The organism is Enterobacter cloacae complex sp. 2024EL-00227 (genome assembly GCF_043945315.1).
In the GTDB taxonomy this organism is placed as follows: Bacteria; Pseudomonadota; Gammaproteobacteria; order Enterobacterales; family Enterobacteriaceae; genus Enterobacter; species Enterobacter roggenkampii.
This window is the reverse complement of record NZ_JBIMQP010000001.1, coordinates 240,986-259,980: the sequence shown is the minus strand read 5'-3', so window position 1 is coordinate 259,980 and position 18,995 is coordinate 240,986. Positions and strand designations below refer to the sequence as shown.

Sequence of the window (18,995 nt, the reverse complement as noted above, 5' to 3'; positions counted from 1 at the left end):
GGATACGAACAACAGTTTATGGTGACGAATCGTCAGCGCTACCGTGAAAAAGTCTCCCAGATGGTCAGCTGGGGGCACTGGTTTGCCCTGTTCAACATTCTGTTGGCGACGGTCATTGGCTGTCGTTATCTGTTTGTCGCAGACTGGCCAACAACGCTCACCGGGCGTATCTACTCCTGGATAAGCGTTGTCGGTCACTTTAGCTTTTTGGTTTTCGCCACCTATCTGCTGATCCTGTTCCCCCTGACGTTTATCGTCATGTCGCAGCGTCTGATGCGATTCTTGTCCGCCATCCTTGCGACGGTGGGAATGACGCTGCTGCTTATCGACAGTGAAGTGTTCACCCGCTTCCACCTGCATCTCAACCCCATCGTCTGGGAGCTGGTGATTAACCCCGACCAGAACGAAACGGCCCGCGACTGGCAGCTGATGTTTATCAGCGTCCCGGTGATCCTGTTGATTGAGATGCTGTTTGCCACCTGGAGCTGGCAAAAACTGCGTAGCCTGACCCGCCGACGCCATTACGCGAAGCCCGTCGCCGCGCTCTTCTTCGTCTCCTTTATCAGTTCGCACATCATGTATATCTGGGCGGATGCGAACTTCTATCGTCCTATTACCATGCAGCGCGCGAACCTGCCGCTCTCGTACCCGATGACGGCCCGTCGCTTCCTCGAGAAACATGGCCTGCTTGATGCGCAGGAGTACCAGCGCCGCCTTATCGAGCAGGGTAACCCGGAAGCCGTCAGCGTGCAGTATCCGCTGAGCGACCTGCGCTATCGCGATATGGGCCGCGGGCAAAACGTCCTGCTCATCACCGTCGACGGCCTGAACTATTCCCGTTATGAGAAGCAGATGCCTGCCCTGGCCGATTTCGCGAGTCAAAACGTCACGTTTACTCAGCACATGAGCTCCGGTAACACAACCGACGCGGGCATCTTTGGCCTCTTCTATGGCATTTCAGCCGGATACATGGACGGCGTACTCTCTACCCGCACGCCTGCGGCGCTGATCACCGGGCTGAATCAGCAGGGCTATCAGTTAGGGTTGTTCTCATCCGATGGCTTTAACAGCCCGCTCTACCGCCAGGCGCTGCTGTCTGATTTCTCACTGCCGGCGGCACAGAATCAGTCCGATGCGCAGACCGCCAGCCAATGGATAAACTGGCTGCAGCGCTATGCCCAGGAAGATAACCGCTGGTTCTCATGGGTTGCCTTTAACGGCACAACGCTTGCTAACAGCAATAAGAGTGATTTCGCGCGCCGCTACGGCCGCGCGGCGGGTGATGTTGATGCGCAGATTGCCCGCGTGCTTGACGCGCTACGTGAGTCCGGCAAGCTGGACAACACCGTGGTGATCGTGACGGCAGGCCATGGCGTCCCGTTAGGTGACGAGACGAAGAGCATGAGCTGGTCACGCCCTAACCTGCAGGTTCCGCTGGTCATTCACTGGCCGGGCACCCCGGCGCAGCGCATCACTATGCTTACCGAGCATAAAGATGTGATGACCACCCTGATGCAACGCCTGCTGCACGTCAGCACGCCAGCAAACGAGTATTCGCAGGGCCAGGATCTCTTCAGCGCCGCGCGCCGCCATAACTGGGTTACGGCGGCAGGGAATAATACGCTGGTGGTGACCACGCCGAAGCTGACGCTGGTGCTGAACAGCAACGGGAATTATCAGACGTATAACCTGCAGGGTGAGCGGCTGAAAGACCAGAAACCGCAGCTGAGCCTGCTGCTGCAGGTCCTGACGGATGAGAAGCGTTTTGTCGCTAACTGATTAATAATAAACCAGTTAGCGACGGATTTCCTTGCATTCAAAACGGAATCGAGTAGTATTCTTTCTATGCGTCGGCACGTAGCGCAGCCTGGTAGCGCACCGTCATGGGGTGTCGGGGGTCGGAGGTTCAAATCCTCTCGTGCCGACCAAAAACACATTGAAAACCAGCCTCTTATGGCTGGTTTTTTATTTCGCCTCGTCCGGCGTTTTGCGCAGGTATACAAGCGTTACCAGACAAATCACCGCCCCGGCATAAAACGTATATTCCGCCCCAAACGTTTCCCAGATGGCTCCTGCCCCCAGACTGGCGACTAACAATCCCACGCCGCTGACCAGACTAAAAATGCCGTAGGCGGTACCGCGCAGATCCGCAGGCGCCATTTTTGCGATCATTGCCGCCAGCAGCCCCTGCGTCATACCCATATGCACTCCCCAAAGCGCAACGCCCAGAAGCATTCCAGCCCAGTGGGTGCTCAGCGCCAGCACAATATCTGCTCCAATCAGCATCACCAGACCCCACTGCAGTAGCCGGGTGTGGCTCATCCGGTCCGATAACTTGCCAAACGGATAGGCAGAGAGGAAATAGAGCAGATTCATGGCCACCATCACCAGCGGGATCAGCGCCAGCGGCACCCCCGACTGCTGTGCGCGCAGGACAAGAAAGGCTTCACTGAAGCGTGCGAGCGTAAAGATGGCCCCCAGACCAATCACCCACCAGCAGCCTTTCCCGAGACGCCTGAGGTTCTCTTTTTTGATGGGGTTCGTGCGTTTATGTTCGACGGGCGCTTTCGGCTCATGCAGGCCGAAGAAAAGCAGCGCCACGGCGAGCACGCCGGGGATCACCGCGATCCAGAAAATCGTGCGAAAATCATCGTTCCACAGCAGCATCAATCCTACTGCCAGCAGCGGCCCGAGAAATGCGCCGATGGTGTCCATCGACTGACGCAGCCCAAAGGCCGCGCCGCGAAGTTCCGGCGGCGTAACGTCAGCAACCAGCGCATCGCGCGGCGCTCCCCGGATCCCCTTCCCGACCCGGTCGATTAAGCGTGCCCCCAGAATCATGCCTGAAGAAGAGGCGATAGCGAACAACGGTTTACTCAACGCGCCAAGACCGTAGCCCAGAACCGCCAGCCCTTTACGCTTGCCCAGATAGTCACTGATGGCGCCGGAAAACACCTTGATAAACAGCGCAGTGGCCTCAGCCAGGCCTTCAATCAAACCAATGAAAATCACGCTGGCGCCCAGCGTCGTGACCATAAACAATGGCAGCAGGCTGTGAATGATCTCCGAAGAGATATCCATCAACATACTTACTCCACCGACCACCCAGACACCTTTTGGGATCTGGCGGAGCGTGGCAAACCGGGATTGCATTAAGCCTCTCCTGCTTTCTGTAAACAAAGGTGCTCTCAAGAGAATATCCTGGAAAGGCGAATAAAAATTATCAGGCATAAAAAAAGCCACCCCGCAGGATGGCTCAGTTATCGCAAATCGGTGCTTAGTGCTTCTCACGTCCGCCCAGGAAAAAAATACCCAGCGGTATAGCCAGCAGAACGGTGAATACCAGGCTGTAGACAAAGATCATCGCCGATTGCAGGACATACATGCTGGTTGTCCAGGCAGAGAGAGGAATGTTGTACTGTTCGATGACGCCAACAATCGTGGCCCGCCCCACGCACGCGGCAGCAATCATAAACACGACCAGCAGCGCCAGGAGGAACTTGCGGCCTTCAGGCGTTTTCAGTTTTGCACGAACCATCTCTCTTCCCTTTTACAGATGAATAACATTATATAGTGTCTAAAATAACACAAACGCCTGCCAGACTCCACGCCAGTACAAACACCTGCATAAATAACAAATAGCTGGTTTATTACGCTGTATATATTGAAAATGTAAGTAAATAACACCAATCATTCACGGTCGCTATGTTAACCTGTGCAGGATCGTTTTGACATAAAGGAATGACAATGAAAAACGCACCTAAATTTGCCATCGCACTCATCGCCGCCGCGTGTGTCAGCACCAGCGCTTTCGCCAGCGAAACACCTAAAGAGCAGCCGCTGGAAAAAGTCGCCCCGTATCCGAAAGCGGATAAAGGGATGACGCGTCAGGTGATTCAGCTTCCGGTTCAGCAGGATGAAGCGAACTACAAAGTGGAGCTGTTAATTGGCAAGACGCTGGAAGTGGACTGCAACCAGCATCGTCTGGGTGGTCAGCTGGAAAGCAAAACGCTGGAAGGCTGGGGTTACGACTATTACGTCTTTGATAAAGTCACCTCTCCAGTCTCCACCATGATGGCCTGCCCGGATGGCAAGAAAGAGAAGAAATTTGTGACCGCCTATCTGGGCGACAACAGCCTGCTGCGCTACAACAGCAAGTTGCCGATCGTGGTCTATACGCCTGAAAATGTGGAAGTGAAGTATCGCGTGTGGAAAGCTGAAGAGAAGATTGAGCAGGCTGTCGTACGTTGAAATTAAGTCGGGTGGCGGCTTCGCCTTACCCGACCTACAAAATAACACCGAACATACGCCGGGTAGGCGTCAGTGCCACCCGGCTTTTTTACCTTACAGCGCGATATCCGCAACCGGTTTGTTTTCCGGCTGAGGCTTCAGCTCCGCTTTTGGCGCAGCATCCGCAGCCTGCGGTTTGATGTACTGCAGCTGCAGTACGCGGCTGGTGTATTCCAGCTCCTGCTCCGTCGCGCTCACGTTACCGTTCAGCTTCGTGCCGTAGGATGGAATAATGGTCTTCAGCTTCGCCTGCCATTCCGGACTGGCGACTTTATCTTTAAACACTTTTTCCATCAGGTGCAGCATGATTGGCGCAGCGGTAGACGCACCCGGTGACGCCCCCAGCAGCGCGGCGATGGTGCCGTCCTTATCGCTCACCACTTCGGTGCCCAGACGCAGCACGCCGCCCTCTTTCGGATCGCGCTTGATGATCTGCACGCGCTGACCCGCCTGCCACAGACGCCAGTCTTCTTTCTTCGCCTCAGGATAGTACTCTTTCAGCGCTTCGAAACGGTCGTCGTCAGACAGCATCACCTGGCTAATCAGGTATTTCACCAGATCGAAGTTATCCAGCCCCACGTCCATCATCGGCTTGACGTTAGAGGTGGTGGTTGCGCTCAGCAGATCCCACAGGGAGCCGTTTTTCAGGAATTTAGTGGAGAAGGTCGCGAACGGGCCAAACAGCACCACGCGTTTGCCGTCAAGCATACGGGTATCGATGTGCGGAACAGACATTGGCGGCGCGCCCACGGAAGCCTGACCGTACACTTTTGCCAGATGACGATTCACCACTTCCGGGTTATCGGACACCAGGAACTGACCGCCCACCGGGAAGCCCGCGTAGTCATCCGCTTCCGGAATACCGGACTCCTGCAGCAGTTTCAGCGCGGCACCGCCCGCACCGATAAAGACAAACTTCGCCTTGATGACGTGCTCGGCTTCGTTGTTTTTCAGATCGGCAACAGTCACGCTCCAGCTGTTATCCGCGTTGCGCTTGAAACCGCGCACTTCGGTGCTGAGCTGCAGGTTGAAGTTCTCTTTTTTCTTCAGAGACGTCACCAGCTGACGGGTAATTTCACCGTAGTTGACGTCGGTACCAATTTCGGTACGGGTCGCCGCCACTTTCTGGTTCGGGTCACGACCTTCCATGACCAGCGGAGCCCACTCTTTAATCTGCGCGTGGTCTTCAGAGTATTTCATTCCGCGGAACAGCGTGCTCTGCTGCAGTGCGGCGTAGCGCGCGCGCAGGAAGTTGACGTTCTGCTCGCCCCACACAAAGCTCATGTGCGGTACGGTGTTGATGAAAGAGTGCGGGTCGTGCAGTACGCCGCTGTTGACCTGGTGAGACCAGAACTGGCGAGAAACCTGGAACGCCTCGTTGATCTCTACCGCCTTCTCGATACTAATGGAACCGTCCTTTTTCTGCGGCGTATAGTTCAGTTCCATGAGTGCCGAATGGCCGGTACCGGCGTTGTTCCAGCCGTTCGAACTCTCCTGCGCCACGCCATCAAGGCGCTCGACCATGGTCATTGACCAGTCCGGCTGCAGTTCTTGCAGATAGGTTCCCAGCGTGGCGCTCATGATACCGCCACCGATTAAAAGGACGTCCGTTTCCTGCTCTTTTGGTGCGTCAGCTTTCGCCGCCATGGAGACGGTGTTAAGCCCCACGGCCAGAGAAAAGAGCATGGCAGTCATTTTTTTCATAATTTATGCCTTAGTGTAAAAGTGCTTGATGCGTGGAAAGTGCAGGTGAAACAAGCTGCGGGGGCACGGTAACAACTTTTAAATATTGTTTAAAGGTTACGAAATTATTGTAATTGTGAAATTTAATGATGGATTGTTTGTGAGGAATTATCGAAGCGTCTGGTAAAGCGCGGTTTAACTGGCTAGTATGTTGCGTTTTGTGATCGCGCGCACGGAAGCCTGCCCTAACCAGCGAAACGTTATGTCCCTACCCCATTCTGCTGTCTCTCCCGAAAACCGTGTCGCCAGCGTGCTGCGTTCCCCTAAGCAGCTGACGCGTGAAACGCTGGCTGGCGTGATTACCGCCCTGGCGCTGATCCCCGAGGTCATCTCATTTTCCGTTGTGGCGGGCGTTGACCCGAAGGTCAGCCTGATCGCTTCCGTTGTGCTCTGTCTTGCCCTGTCTGTACTGGGCGGTCGCCCGGCGATGGTCACGGCCGCGGCCGGTTCCGTGGCGCTGGTTATTGGGCCCATGGTGCATGAGCACGGCGTACAGTACATTCTTCCCGCCGTGCTCATGGCTGGCGTAATTCAGATTCTGTTTGGCCTCCTCGGCATGGCCAGACTGATGCGCTTTATTCCCCAGTCGGTCATGACCGGGTTTGTTAACGCCCTCGGGATATTGATTTTCTTTGCGCAGGTTCCGCATTTCTGGAGCCGAAGCCCGCTGATTGTGGGCCTGTTCGTGCTGACGGTACTGATCGTGCTGTGGGTGCCGCGCTATTTCAAAAGCATCCCTTCCCCACTGATTGCGATTGTGCTGTTAACCTTGTTTACCGTTTCAACCGGGCAAAGCCTGCCGACCGTGGGCGATGAAGGCGCCATGAGCGTCGGCTTGCCGGGTCTTAGCGAACTTCTGGTCCCCCTCAATCTACAGACGCTGAGCATAATCTGGCCGTGCGCGTTGAGCATCGCGTTTGTCGGCCTGCTGGAATCCCTGCTGACCGCAAAGCTGGTGGATGAGCTGACCGCGACGCCGTCAAGTAAACGCCGCGAAAGCATTGGATTAGGCGTCGGCAATATTCTGGCCGGATTTTACGGTGGGATTGCGGGCTGCGCGATGATCGGACAAACCATCGTTAACGTAGAAATGGGGAAAGGCCGAAGCCGAATTTCAACCTTCGCTGCGGGCATCGTGCTGCTGATCCTGGTGACGGCGCTCAGCGACGTGATGGCCAACATCCCGATGGCGGTGCTGGCGGGCATTATGGCCATCGTCGCCGTTAAAACCTTCAGCTGGCACAGCCTTCAGCCGGCCGCGCTGAAAACGGCCCCGATTGCAGAAACGGTCGTCATGCTGCTGACCGTTGCCGCCACGGTATCAACCGGCAATCTGGCGATTGGCGTGCTGGGCGGGATAATCGTCATGGTGCTGCTTCCCGCCCGCATTAAGCGTCGGCTTAAAGCAGAAAAATCGTCGCCAGCCCAAGAAAAATAAAGAAACCGCCGGTATCGGTGATGGCGGTGATCATCACGCTCGACCCCACCGCGGGGTCGCGCCCCAGTTTGGTCATGGTCAACGGGATAATAACGCCCATCATCGATGCCACCAGCAGATTCAGCACCATCGCCAGCATCATCACGCCGCCTAGCGCCATATCGTCATACAGCCACCAGGTGATGCCGCCCATAATGCCGCCCCATACCAGGCCGTTGATCAGCGCTACGCCCATCTCTCTGAAGATCAGAAAGGCGAAGTTGCCGGGCTGAATTTTTTCCAGCGCCAGCGCGCGGACGATCATGGTAATGGTCTGGTTTCCGGTGTTGCCGCCAATCCCGGCCACAATCGGCATCAGCGAGGCCAGCGCCACCAGCTGCGAAATGGTGTGTTCAAAGCCGTCAATCACGCGGGAAGCGATGAACGCGGTACACAAGTTAATGGCCAGCCACGCCCAGCGCGTTTTCACCGCCTTGCCGACGGAGGCATGGACGTCATCTTCCGCGCTGATCCCCCCCAGCGCACGCAGATCGTTATCGGTTTCTTCATAAACGACGTCAACGATCTCGTCGATGGTCAGACGCCCCATCAGTTTGCCGACGGAGTCCACGACGGCGGCACTCACGAGGTCGTCACGTTCGAAGGTACGCGCCGCTTTCTCCGCATCGTCCTCCGGGGAGAAGACCATCGGCTCGTTTTCCATCACCTCGCTCACCTTCCGCTGGGTGCTGTTGAGCAGGATGGTTTTCAGCTCCAGTTCGCCGAGGAGGGTTTTATCCCGGGAGGTGACAAACAGCTTATCGGTGTTATCCGGCATTTTGCCCAGGCGACGCAGATAGCGCTGCACGGTGCCGAGCGTCACGTCCGGGCGCACCGTGATAACGCCGAACTCCATAATCGCGCCGACGCTGTTTTTCTCGTAATGCATCACCTGACGCACGCGCGCGCGTTCATCGGCAGGCAGTGACGCCAGCAGGCGGCCGGTCAGGTTTCGCGGCAGGTGTTGAACCAGGTAAATCTGTTCGTCGATATCCAGCGTTTGCAGGGCGTCGAGGATGTCCCGATCGCTCATCTCATCGATCAGGTCGTCCCAGACGTTTTCCGAGGCCTCAAGCAGCACCTGTCCGCGCTCGTGATCCTGCACCAGCCTCCACAGGGCATGACGCTCTTCCGAGGGAAGCGCTTCCAGGGTGTCCGCCAGATCCGGCGGGGGTAAGTGAGCAACCAGCGCACCTACCTCAGCAATATCGTCGGCTAACGTGCCGACATCATATTGCTCAGCCAGGGTCAGTTTGCCTAATAGCGTAGACGTGACCGCTTTATCGGTCGTGAGAAGCCAGATCAGTCGCGCACGTTCCTGGTCACGCTGCCTGGCGCTGTTTTTCTTTAATACCGACATCAATCATAAATCCATGAAATAAGTTGGTATTAAGCATAGCGCGAGGATATGTAAATAAGAATAAACAACGGGCCGGGATGGAGAAAAAAGCGGCATATCGTGCAAATCATTGTGCCCGGCGGCGCTACGCTTGCACGGGCCTACAAAATCCCAGGCCGGGTAAGGCGAAGCCGCCACCCGGCACACGGGCATCAGGCCGTGCGCGCCACCGCGTCACGCGAGGCCGCATCGCGCGCTTCACCGGTCAGCTCGCTCAGCCTGCCGTCGCGCATCTCCAGCAAGCGGTCAGCGTGAATAAAGTAATGATCGTCGTGGCTGATGGCGAAAATGGTTTTGCCCATCTCCTGCATCAGCGGCAGCAGCACCTGATAAAACTCGCGGCGGAAGTGCGGGTCCTGATCCGCCGCCCACTCGTCGAGCAGAATGATGTCACGCTCTTCCGCCAGCGCCAGCAGCAGCGCCACGCGTTTTTTCTGCCCTTTGGAGAGTTTGAGGTTAAGGATCTTGCCGTCCTGAAGTTCCAGCTTGTGCGACATCTGCAGGTGCGCCAGCCATTTTTCCACCAGCGCAGGATTGGCCTGCTGCCCTTCCGGGCCCAGCAGTTGCTCAAACAGCCAGACGTCGGTGAACACCGCCGAGAAAAGCTTGCGGTAATCCTCGGGCTTCTCCGCGCTCAGCGCTCTGCCATCCAGTAAAATCTCGCCCGACTGCGGCTGATAAAGCCCGGTGAGCAGCATCGCCAGCGTCGATTTACCGCTGCCGTTGCCGCCAATCAGGAACAGCAGCTCGCCGCGGCGGATCGTCAGATTGAGCGGCCCCACGGAGAAGGCGCTGTCCTGATAGCGGAACGTGACGTTACGCAGCTCGAGCGTCTGCCAGTTCGGGAAGGCCTGCGGGCGCGGGAATTCGGGCTTAAACGGCGCGAGATCGAATTTTTTGAGTTTATTAAAGGCCACCTGCGCACTCAGCAAGGTGGGCAATGCGCCGACCGCCGAGAGCAGCGGCGTACGCAAAAACAGCAGCGTCAGTGAGTAGGTTGCCGCGACGTTGGTATCCGCCCAGCCCAGGCTGTTCGCCATCCAGAACACCAGGCCAATGGCGCCCAGCATCATAATGTTTGACCAGTTCACCGCGCTCAGGTGGAAGGTATCGGCGCGAATGATATGGTGCCGGTATTCGCGCGCGTCCGGAATATAGAGATGGTTAAAGATATACTCGGCGCGCTCGCGGTTCAGGGTGAGCTCTTTGCGCCCTTCCAGTACCGTCTGGTAATCGTTATAGAGCTTATCTTCGGTTTCGCGCAGGACCGCCATGTGTTTATAGACGCGGGACACCAGCACAAAACCGCCCCAGATGGTGATGGCGATCCACAGCGCAGTCACCGCCAGCATTTTGCTGGAGAGCCAGGCGAGATAGGCCGCCGAGCCAAAGGTCAGAATGATCCCCTGCACCAGCTCCGGCAAACGAACGAACGCGATGGTAATGGCGCGTACATCGCTGGTCAGCCCCGCAAGCAGCGAGGCGCTGCCGAGCTGCTCAACGCGCTCGACCTGGGTGTCCAGGATGCGCTTGATAAACTCGCTGCGCAAACGAAAAACGAAATGGTGGCCGAGCGCGGTCAGCGCCAGCTGGGAGCCGAGCGTAACCGCCATCAACAGCAGCAGCAGGCCAAGAAACTCCGGCAATACGGAGAGCGAGGTGTCGACCATCTCAATCAACCGCACGTTAATAAACGCGATCAGGCCAATACCCAGCGCGGCGCTGGCCAGGCTTAACGCCATGACGGCGACGAAGGGCCAGCGGTACTGACGCCAGACAAGGAGAAGTAGTTGCATGCAGGCAATCCGGACAATAAAAATCAGCGAGCAGTGTAAACTGCCCTGCGCGGACATCAAGAATAATTCTTATTTTAGTTTACGCATCCCCGCCTGACGGAAGGTCAGATTAAAGCGGTACTCGCCCGTGAGGGGGTGAACGCCGGGTTTCAGCGGCTGAATGCCGTGATAGTAAAGCCGCGATTCCCTGCCCCACACCACCACATCGCCATGTTCCAGCATGATGCGTTTGAGCGGATCGTTGCGGCGTAATCCCCCAAACTGAAAGACGGCGGGCAGGCCTAACGATACCGAAACGATAGGCGCGCGCAGATCGGGCTCATCCTTGTCCTGATGCAGCGAGAGCTTCGCCCCGACGGCGTAGCGGTTGATCAGACAGGCGTCAGGACGGAAGTCAGGATAATCCGCCGCCACGGCAGCCTCGTGACAAAGTGCCTGGAAAACCGCAGGCATGGGAGGCCACGGCCGACCTGTCGTGGGATCGTTCGGAGCATACACATACCCACGTTCGTTTGTCGCCCAGCCCAGTTCGCCGCAGTTGGCCATGGCCACCGACATGGTGTAGCCGCCCGGCGTCACCATATGGCGAAACGGTGAAGCCGCTGTGACCTCTTCAATACCGGCAAGCAACGCCTCCGCACGGGAGAGAGCAAAGCGGCGCAGGATCGCTGCCCCCGGCGCAAGCGGCTCCTGCCAGGGTTCAGCATCCGCAAAAAGATCGAGCATTATCCCTCCCGGCGTTTCGCCTCACGTTTCAGTAAGAGCGCTTTTCGCGCCGCCCCCCAGCGATAGCCAGACAGTGCGCCGTCGTTGCGAACCGCGCGATGACAGGGGATCACAATCGCCAGCGTGTTGGCCGCACAGGCTCCGGCGACGGCGCGTACCGCACTGGGCTGACCAATCGCCTGCGCCACCTGCTGGTAACTTGCCGTTTCACCGCAGGGAATTGCGCGAAGGGCCTGCCAGACGCGCTGCTGGAACGCGGTACCGCGAATATCCAGCGGCAGCGCAAGCGGTACGTCGCGGTTATCAATACTGGCAATGACCTGGTGGATCCGCTGTACGAAGGCGTCGTCCCGCGGCGCGTGCGTTGCTTTTGGAAATTGCGTGGCAAGCTCTGCGGTTAATTCAGCATCGGTGTCACCCAGCAGAATCGCGCAGATCCCCCGCTCGCTTTCGGCGACCAGACAGCGTCCTAACGAACAGTCATCGATGGCATACCGAACGGCCACCTCTCCTTTACGGTACTGCTTCGCCGTCATGCCCAACGCATCGTTGGCTTTACGATAATAGCTGCTGCTGTCGGGAAATCCCGCTGCCAGCACGGCATCGGTAATTTTGTCTCCCTGCGCAAGCGCGGTGCGCAGACGCTGACCCCGCGCCGCTTGCTGCCAGGCTTTTGGCGTCATGCCGGTCACGGATTTAAACAGGCGGTGGAAATGGAAAGGACTCATGGCAACCTGCTCCGCCAGCCTCTCCAGAGTTAGCGCAGGATCCTGCTCCAGAAGCCGGCAGGCGTGTTCCACTTTTGCCAGCTTTTGCGCCTGCGGATCGCGCTTGTCCGGCATGCAGCGCTTGCACGGACGAAAGCCCGCCTGAGCGGCGTGCCGGGCATCGGGATAAAAGCGGACATTTTTACGCAGCGCGTGGCGGGCGCGGCATGACGGACGGCAGAAAATACCGGTCGTCTGCACGGCGAAGACAAACTGATCGTCAGCGAGCGGATCGCGGGCCAGCACGGCCTGCCAGCGATCCTCATCGGTAGTGAAGGTTGGTTTTTTCATGATCGGCTCCTCGTATAAGCATACATAGAGCGTGCCTGAGCGCCACCGATAAAAAACCCGCAACCTTGCTTTTTAATTTTTGTCGCTGACCAGGAAACTGTTGAACTGCGGCGAGCTCCAGGTTTTAAACCCGTCGCCCTCTTTGGTGATCATATAAACCGCCAGCCCTTCCTGACGGACCACCTCTTTTGCTTTCTCAGGGCCAAGAACCATTAATCCGGTATCCCAGGCATCCGCTTCCAGCGCGGTGGGGGCAATGACCGTCACCGAGACCAGGTTATGCGTGATGGGGCGACCGGTCTGCGGATCAATCACGTGCGAAATACGCTTCCCGTCAAGCTCGTAATAGTTGCGATAGCTTCCGGAAGTGCTGATGCCATGTCCGTTGATATCCACTATTGCCTGCACGGCATTTTGCCGATCCGTCGGTTTTTGAATCGCCACGCGCCACGGTTTATCGCTGGCGTTCATGCCCCGACTGACCAACGCGCCGCCCACGGAGACCAGATAACGGGAAATCCCCTCCTGCGCCATCAGTGCAGCAAGATGATCCGCCGCATAGCCTTCTCCGACCGTCGACAGATCGACAAACAGATCGGGGATATCTTTTTGCAGGTACTGCTGTCCGTACTGGTTGATGACGGTCAGATGCTGTAGCCCGGTCCGGGCGCGGGCGTCATCAATGGCCGCCTGTTCGGGCGTCTTCACCGGCTGTTTATTCGGGCCAAATCCCCAGAGGTTCACCAGAGGGCCGACGGTGACATCCATCGCCCCGTTGGTTTTATAACCTACGCGCATTGCCTCGGTCACGATATCGACCATCGCCTCGCTCACCGGCCACAGAGAGGTGCTGGTTGAGAGGTTAAAGCGCATCAGCGCCGAGTCATTTTTATAGGTCGACAGCAGCTGATCGTCGGCGTCCAGCTGTGCCTGGATTTTGCCGCGAAGCTCATCCGTGCGCGTTTTATCGAGGTTCATCACGCTGACGCGCCAGAAGGTGCCCATCGTTTTGCCTTCGAGCACCGTCGCGGCAGGTGCGTCGGTTTTCGCCACGGGTGTGGGATCGTTACACGCGGTCAGGAAAAAAAGCATAGCCAGAAAGCTGGCGCGTAAAAAAGTCATGTCCATTCATTATTATCCTCATGCCAGGGCGGCAAGAGTACACCAAAACGGGTGAGTTGTGAGAATCAGAAAGGCACAAAAAAGGGGCCATCAGGCCCCTTACGTCACACGATGCGCGATTAGAACTGGTAAACCAGACCCAGCGCGACGATATCGTCAGTACCGATACCCGCCTGACGGGTGAATTCATTTTCATCAACCAGGTTGATTTTGTAATCCACGTAGGTGGACATGTTTTTGTTGAAGTAGTAAGTCGCACCCACATCAACATATTTCAGCAGATCCTGATCGCCGAAGTTTTCGATGTCTTTGCCTTTAGACTGCAGGTAAGCCACGGATGGACGCAGGCCGAAGTCGAACTGGTACTGAGCAACCACTTCGAAGTTCTGCGCTTTGTTAGCAAAGCCGTAAGCGGTAGTTGGGTTGCTGCCGTTAGAGGTACCAAAACGGGTTGCGTTGTAGGTCTGAGAGTACTGTGCTGCCAGATAGATGTTGTTGGCATCGTACTTCAGGCCACCAGAATAGACTTCTGCGTGATCCCCTTTACCGTATACGCCCAGTGCGTTCTGATCGGCGGTACGTTTGGAGGAGGACATCGCACCACCCACGCTGAAACCTTCGCCCAGGTTATAGGTCACGGATGCACCGTAGCCATCGCCGTTCTGGTTCAGCAGGCTGCGACCGTCGGTGTTTTCACCGCTTACGCTGCCGTTTTTGCCCTGATACTGCAGAGCAAAGTTCAGGCCATCAACCAGACCAAAGAAGTCCTGGTTACGGTAGGTTGCCACGCCGTTAGCACGAGACTGGAGGAAGTTGTCGGCACCATAGGTGTCTCCACCGAATTCAGGCAGAACGTCGGTCCAGGAGGTCACGTCGTAAATCACGCCGTAGTTACGACCGTAATCGAATGAACCTGCTTCCGCGAACTTCAGACCTGCAAAGGCCACACGAGTCCATGACTGGTTGTCGCCTTCGTCTTTGTTACCCTGAATCTGGTATTCCCACTGGCCATAACCGGTCAGCTGATCGTTAACCTGAGTTTCACCTTTGAAGCCAAGACGCATGTAGGTCTTGTCGCCGTCGTTACCCTTGTCGTCAGAGAAATAATGCAGACCATCGACTTTGCCGTACAGATCTAATTTGTTGCCATCTTTGTTATAAATTTCGGCCGCATTTGCTGCGCCTGCCACCAGGAGTGCTGGTACCAGGAGGGACAGTACTTTAACTTTCATTTTATTAACCCTCTGTTATATGCCTTATAATTGCCACTGCTTACTGGTTAACCCTCATTAACCAGTCGGCAATTTCATTCTCCGCAAAATTACAGAATAATCCAATGCGAATATGATACGAAAACTTTGAAGATGTTTCATTTGTCCATCAAGATGTTTCAAAATGTAAATATCAAGGAACTTTTACAAAGCACAAATAGCTTATAAATTTAGCATTTATAATCAAAAGAAAAATCATACATACAGTAATCAATAACTTATAATAAAAATCGTTACAGCACTGAATGACAAAACAAGATCGCAGCTAATCTCTAAAATATCTCTCGCTATCATCATTAACTTTATTTATTACCGTCTTTCAGTTTTGAATGTCTGTTTATCCCTAATTGAGCCGGATGCTTCGCATTCGGTTTTTTTTTTACCTTTCTTTACGCAACGCCTCATTTTTTGTGCTACCGCACCGAAATTGTAACGACTATTAACTAAATTCTCCCCAGCGATCGTTCGCTAACACACAATTGATGTAAAACTTAATTTCTTGTTAATTCGTGCTATTTGCTGGCCAGCCGCACTTTTTATTTGTACGCGCAGGACGAGTTTGTACATGTTTACCGCGCCACCCGCCGCCGGTATTATCCGTTGAAAAAGTCGCCTGTTCCCGGACGGTGGCGCTGGAAATTCAGTTATTACCCTTTATACTGCCCTATCGCCACAGAGCATGACCATGACGGGTTAAAGATATCAATGAGTCAGACTGAAACCACCGCCCCGAGCAAATTCTCCCTCCTCCCCGGGAGCATCACCCGTTTCTTTCTTCTTTTGATCGTTGTGCTGTTAGTGACCATGGGGGTGATGGTACAAAGCGCGGTTAACGCCTGGCTGAAGGATAAGAGCTATCAGGTCGTCGATATCACCCACGCCGTGCATAAGCGCATCGATACCTGGCGCTACGCCACCTGGCAGATTTACGACAATATTGCGGCCGCCCCGGCCTCCTCATCCGGAGATGGACTTCAGGAGACGCGGCTTAAGCAGGATGTCTATTACCTCGAAAAACCGCAGCGTAAGACTGAGGCGCTTATTTTTGGCTCTCACGACAGCGCGACGCTTGAGATGACGCAGCGTATTTCGACCTATCTGGATACCCTCTGGGGGGCCGAAACGGTGCCGTGGTCGATGTACTATCTGAACGGTCAGGACAACAGCATGATCCTGATCTCAACGCTGCCGTTAAAAGATCTCTCTTCCGGGTTTAAAGAGACCACCGTGGGCAGCATCGTCGATTCCCGCCGGGCAGAGATGCTGCAGCAGGCGAACGCCCTTGATGAACGTGAAAGCTTCTCTTCCCTGCGCCGCCTGGCCTGGCAAAACGGTCATTATTTTACTCTGCGCACTACCTTCAACCAGCCAGGGCATCTGGCGACGGTGGTCGCCTTCGATTTACCCATTAATGATTTAATCCCGCCGGATATGCCGCTCGATAGCTTCCGTCTGGAGCCCGACAGCAGCACCCAGAACATGCGTGCGGCGTCTGACAAAGAGGCCGCAGAGAGCGTCTCGATCTCCTTTAACGGTTCAAAAATCGAAATTGCCTCATCCCTGAACTCGACCGGTATGCGTCTGGTGTGGCAAGTGCCGTTTGGCACGCTGCTGCTCGACACGCTGCAAAATATCCTGCTGCCTCTGCTGCTGAATATCGGTCTGCTGGCGCTGGCGCTGTTTGGCTACAGCACCTTCCGCTTCCAGCCGGGGCGTCAGAGCGACGCCTCTGCGGTCCCGGCAGGCACCAGCAATGAACTGCGCGTGTTACGTGCGCTAAATGAAGAGATTATTTCCGTGCTGCCGCTTGGGGTCTTAGTTCACGATCAGGAAGCGAATCGTACGGTAATGAGCAATAAAATTGCCGACCATCTGCTGCCGCATCTTAACCTGCAGAACATCACCACCATGGCGGATCAGCACCAGGGGGTGATCCAGGCCACCATCAACAATGAGCTGTACGAGATCCGTCAGTTCCGCAGCCAGGTCGCCTCCCGCACGCAAATTTTCATCATTCGCGATCAGGATCGCGAGGTGCTGGTGAATAAAAAGCTCAAGCAGGCGCAAAGACTGTATGAGAAAAACCAGCAGGGGCGCGCCGCATTTATGCAGAATATTGGCGATGCCTTTAAGCAGCCGTTAAAAACGCTGGCGACCCAGGCGGCGGCGTTAAATACGTCAGAAAGCCACCAGCTTGCCTGTCAGGCCGACTCGCTGGTCAGAATGGTTGACGAGATCCAGCTGGCGAACATGCTGGAGAATGATTTCTGGAAAGGAACACCAACCCTCTTCTCTATTCAGGACCTGATCGATGAAGTGGTTCCGGAAGTCCTGCCCGTGATCAAGCGTAAAGGGTTGCAGCTGCTGATCAATAACAATCTTCCGGCAAATGACGAGCGCCACGGCGATCGTGAAGCGCTGCGCCGCATACTGTTGATGATTATTCAGTACGCGGTGACGACCACGCAGATCGGCAAGATCACCCTCGAAGTCAGTACGGAGGAGTCGGCAGAAGACCGCCTGACGTTCCGCATCCTCGACACCGGGGAAGGCGTCACCACGAGTGAAATTGATAATCTCCACTTCCCGTTCCTGAACGACACGCAAAGCGATCGCTACGGCAAGGCCAATGCCCTCACCTTCTGGCTGTGCGATCAGCTGGCGCGCAAGCTCGGCGGCCATCTGAATATCAAAGCCCGTGAATCCCTCGGCACCCGCTATTCTCTGCACGTGAAAATGGCGGCCAACCCGCAGGAAGAAGATGAAGAACGTCTGCTGGATGATGTCGTGGTGATGGTCGATGTGACCTCGAACGAGATCCGCAATATTGTCGTTCGTCAGTTAGAAAATTGGGGGGCGGCCTGCATCACGCCGGATGAAAGACTTGCAAGTCAAGAATTTGATCTGTTTTTAACTGATAATCCGTCTAATCTTACTGCCTCCGGCTTGCTTTTAAGCGATGATGAGTCAGGCGTGCGGAAAATCGGCCCTGGCCAGCTGCGCGTCAACTTTAATATAAGCAATGCGATGCAGGAAGCTGTACTACAACTAATAGAAGAGCAGCTGGCGCAGGAAGAGATAGCGGAATCCCCGCTTGGCGGTAATGAAAATGCCGAGCTTCACGCCAGCGGATACTATTCACTCTTTGTTGATACAGTACCAGATGATGTTAAGCGGTTGTATACTGAGTCCGCTGCGAATGATTTTGCAGCGCTGGCACAGACAGCACACCGGCTTAAAGGGGTGTTTGCCATGCTTAATCTGGTTCCCGGCAAGCAGTTATGTGAAACGCTGGAACATCTAATTCGTGAGAAAGATGCCTCTGGCATTGAAAAATACATCAGCGACATTGACGCCTACGTCAAAAGCTTGCTGTAGCAAGGTAGCCTTATACATGAACAATATGAACGTAATTATTGCCGATGACCATCCGATTGTACTGTTCGGTATTCGCAAATCACTTGAACAGATCGAGTGGGTGAATGTAGTCGGTGAATTTGAAGACTCTACAGCACTGATCAATAACCTCCCAAAGCTTGATGCACACGTGCTCATTACCGATCTCTCCATGCCCGGAGACAAATACGGTGATGGGATCACGCTCATCAAATATATTAAACGTCACTTCCCGGATATCTCGATCATTGTTCTGACCATGAACAACAACCCGGCGATCCTGAGCGCGGTACTGGATCTGGATATCGAAGGGATTGTGCTGAAACAGGGCGCGCCGACCGATCTGCCTAAAGCGCTTGCGGCGCTGCAGAAAGGCAAGAAGTTCACGCCTGAAAGCGTTTCTCGTCTGCTGGAAAAAATCAGCGCGGGTGGCTACGGTGACAAACGTCTGTCGCCGAAAGAGAGTGAAGTTCTGCGCCTGTTCGCAGAAGGTTTCCTGGTGACCGAGATTGCCAAGAAGCTGAACCGCAGTATTAAAACCATCAGCAGCCAGAAGAAATCAGCGATGATGAAACTGGGTGTGGACAATGATATTGCGCTGCTCAACTATCTCTCCTCCGTGACGCTGAGCGCAACGGATAAGGATTGATCTCCACTGTAAATGCCGGGTGGCGCTGGCGCTTACCCGGCCTACAGACCCCGCAGGCCCGCGCAAGC

General features: G+C 55.4%; 14 protein-coding genes and 1 tRNA gene. 6 read left to right on the top strand and 9 right to left on the bottom strand.

The window, feature by feature from the left end; genetic code table 11:
• The first annotated feature begins 18 nt into the window (after positions 1-18).
• Together yejM and ACHH0Z_RS01155 are read left to right on the top strand one after the other, a co-directional pair.
• Entirely contained in the window at positions 19-1,779 is a 1,761-nt protein-coding gene (gene yejM / locus ACHH0Z_RS01160) for an LPS biosynthesis-modulating metalloenzyme YejM (RefSeq protein ID WP_039024005.1), read from the top strand.
• Between the two features lie 72 nt (positions 1,780-1,851).
• Positions 1,852-1,928 (top strand) — tRNA-Pro (locus ACHH0Z_RS01155).
• Positions 1,929-1,965: 37 nt separating this feature from the next.
• On the opposite strand, the gene ACHH0Z_RS01150 is transcribed toward ACHH0Z_RS01155, so the two are convergent.
• Entirely contained in the window at positions 1,966-3,153 is a 1,188-nt protein-coding gene (locus ACHH0Z_RS01150) for an MFS transporter (protein WP_045407671.1), read from the bottom strand.
• Positions 3,154-3,277: 124 nt separating this feature from the next.
• Positions 3,278-3,538 carry a DUF2534 family protein gene (locus ACHH0Z_RS01145; protein WP_008500962.1) on the bottom strand — a complete coding sequence of 87 codons (261 nt, stop codon included), beginning with the start codon at positions 3,536-3,538 and terminating at the stop codon, positions 3,278-3,280.
• Positions 3,539-3,747: 209 nt separating this feature from the next.
• Here ACHH0Z_RS01145 and eco point away from each other — a divergent pair, with 209 nt between their 5' ends.
• A complete protein-coding gene (gene eco / locus ACHH0Z_RS01140; RefSeq protein ID WP_039024004.1) occupies positions 3,748-4,251 on the top strand; it encodes a serine protease inhibitor ecotin in 504 nt (167 codons plus the stop codon).
• 93 nt (positions 4,252-4,344) lie between these two features.
• On the opposite strand, the gene mqo is transcribed toward eco, so the two are convergent.
• The gene (mqo, locus tag ACHH0Z_RS01135; protein WP_023325740.1) at positions 4,345-5,994 is read right to left on the bottom strand and encodes a malate dehydrogenase (quinone); all 1,650 of its coding nucleotides are present in this window, start codon (positions 5,992-5,994) and stop codon (positions 4,345-4,347) included.
• A 187-nt stretch (positions 5,995-6,181) separates the two neighbouring features.
• On the opposite strand from mqo, the gene ACHH0Z_RS01130 reads away from it, so the two are divergent.
• Positions 6,182-7,471, top strand: coding sequence for a SulP family inorganic anion transporter (locus tag ACHH0Z_RS01130; RefSeq protein ID WP_047722553.1), 1,290 nt, complete (start codon positions 6,182-6,184; stop codon positions 7,469-7,471).
• Here ACHH0Z_RS01130 and mgtE read toward each other — a convergent pair.
• The 6 genes from mgtE to ACHH0Z_RS01100 all read right to left on the bottom strand — a co-directional run bounded on the left by mgtE (position 7,434) and on the right by ACHH0Z_RS01100 (position 14,843).
• Positions 7,434-8,870 carry a magnesium transporter gene (mgtE, locus tag ACHH0Z_RS01125; RefSeq protein ID WP_045372658.1) on the bottom strand — a complete coding sequence of 479 codons (1,437 nt, stop codon included), beginning with the start codon at positions 8,868-8,870 and terminating at the stop codon, positions 7,434-7,436. The genes ACHH0Z_RS01130 and mgtE overlap by 38 nt on opposite strands.
• A 191-nt stretch (positions 8,871-9,061) precedes the next feature.
• Entirely contained in the window at positions 9,062-10,705 is a 1,644-nt protein-coding gene (locus tag ACHH0Z_RS01120; RefSeq protein ID WP_025913168.1) for a multidrug ABC transporter permease/ATP-binding protein, read from the bottom strand.
• Between the two features lie 69 nt (positions 10,706-10,774).
• Positions 10,775-11,431 carry a DNA oxidative demethylase AlkB gene (alkB, locus tag ACHH0Z_RS01115; protein ID WP_045407674.1) on the bottom strand — a complete coding sequence of 219 codons (657 nt, stop codon included), beginning with the start codon at positions 11,429-11,431 and terminating at the stop codon, positions 10,775-10,777.
• Positions 11,431-12,489, bottom strand: coding sequence for a bifunctional DNA-binding transcriptional regulator/O6-methylguanine-DNA methyltransferase Ada (ada, locus tag ACHH0Z_RS01110; protein ID WP_045407678.1), 1,059 nt, complete (start codon positions 12,487-12,489; stop codon positions 11,431-11,433). The genes alkB and ada overlap by 1 nt, the downstream gene beginning before the upstream one ends.
• Before the next feature lie 72 nt (positions 12,490-12,561).
• Positions 12,562-13,617: an FAD:protein FMN transferase ApbE gene (gene apbE, locus ACHH0Z_RS01105; RefSeq protein ID WP_045407681.1), complete on the bottom strand. Its 1,056-nt coding sequence runs from the start codon at positions 13,615-13,617 to the stop codon at positions 12,562-12,564.
• A gap of 113 nt (positions 13,618-13,730) precedes the next feature.
• Positions 13,731-14,843: a porin OmpC gene (locus ACHH0Z_RS01100; protein WP_008500242.1), complete on the bottom strand. Its 1,113-nt coding sequence runs from the start codon at positions 14,841-14,843 to the stop codon at positions 13,731-13,733.
• 744 nt (positions 14,844-15,587) lie between these two features.
• On the opposite strand from ACHH0Z_RS01100, the gene rcsD reads away from it, so the two are divergent.
• Together rcsD and rcsB are read left to right on the top strand one after the other, a co-directional pair.
• Positions 15,588-18,260 carry a phosphotransferase RcsD gene (gene rcsD / locus ACHH0Z_RS01095; RefSeq protein WP_008500241.1) on the top strand — a complete coding sequence of 891 codons (2,673 nt, stop codon included), beginning with the start codon at positions 15,588-15,590 and terminating at the stop codon, positions 18,258-18,260.
• Positions 18,261-18,276: 16 nt separating this feature from the next.
• Positions 18,277-18,927: a response regulator transcription factor RcsB gene (rcsB, locus tag ACHH0Z_RS01090; RefSeq protein WP_003859405.1), complete on the top strand. Its 651-nt coding sequence runs from the start codon at positions 18,277-18,279 to the stop codon at positions 18,925-18,927.
• Positions 18,928-18,995 lie beyond the last annotated feature (68 nt).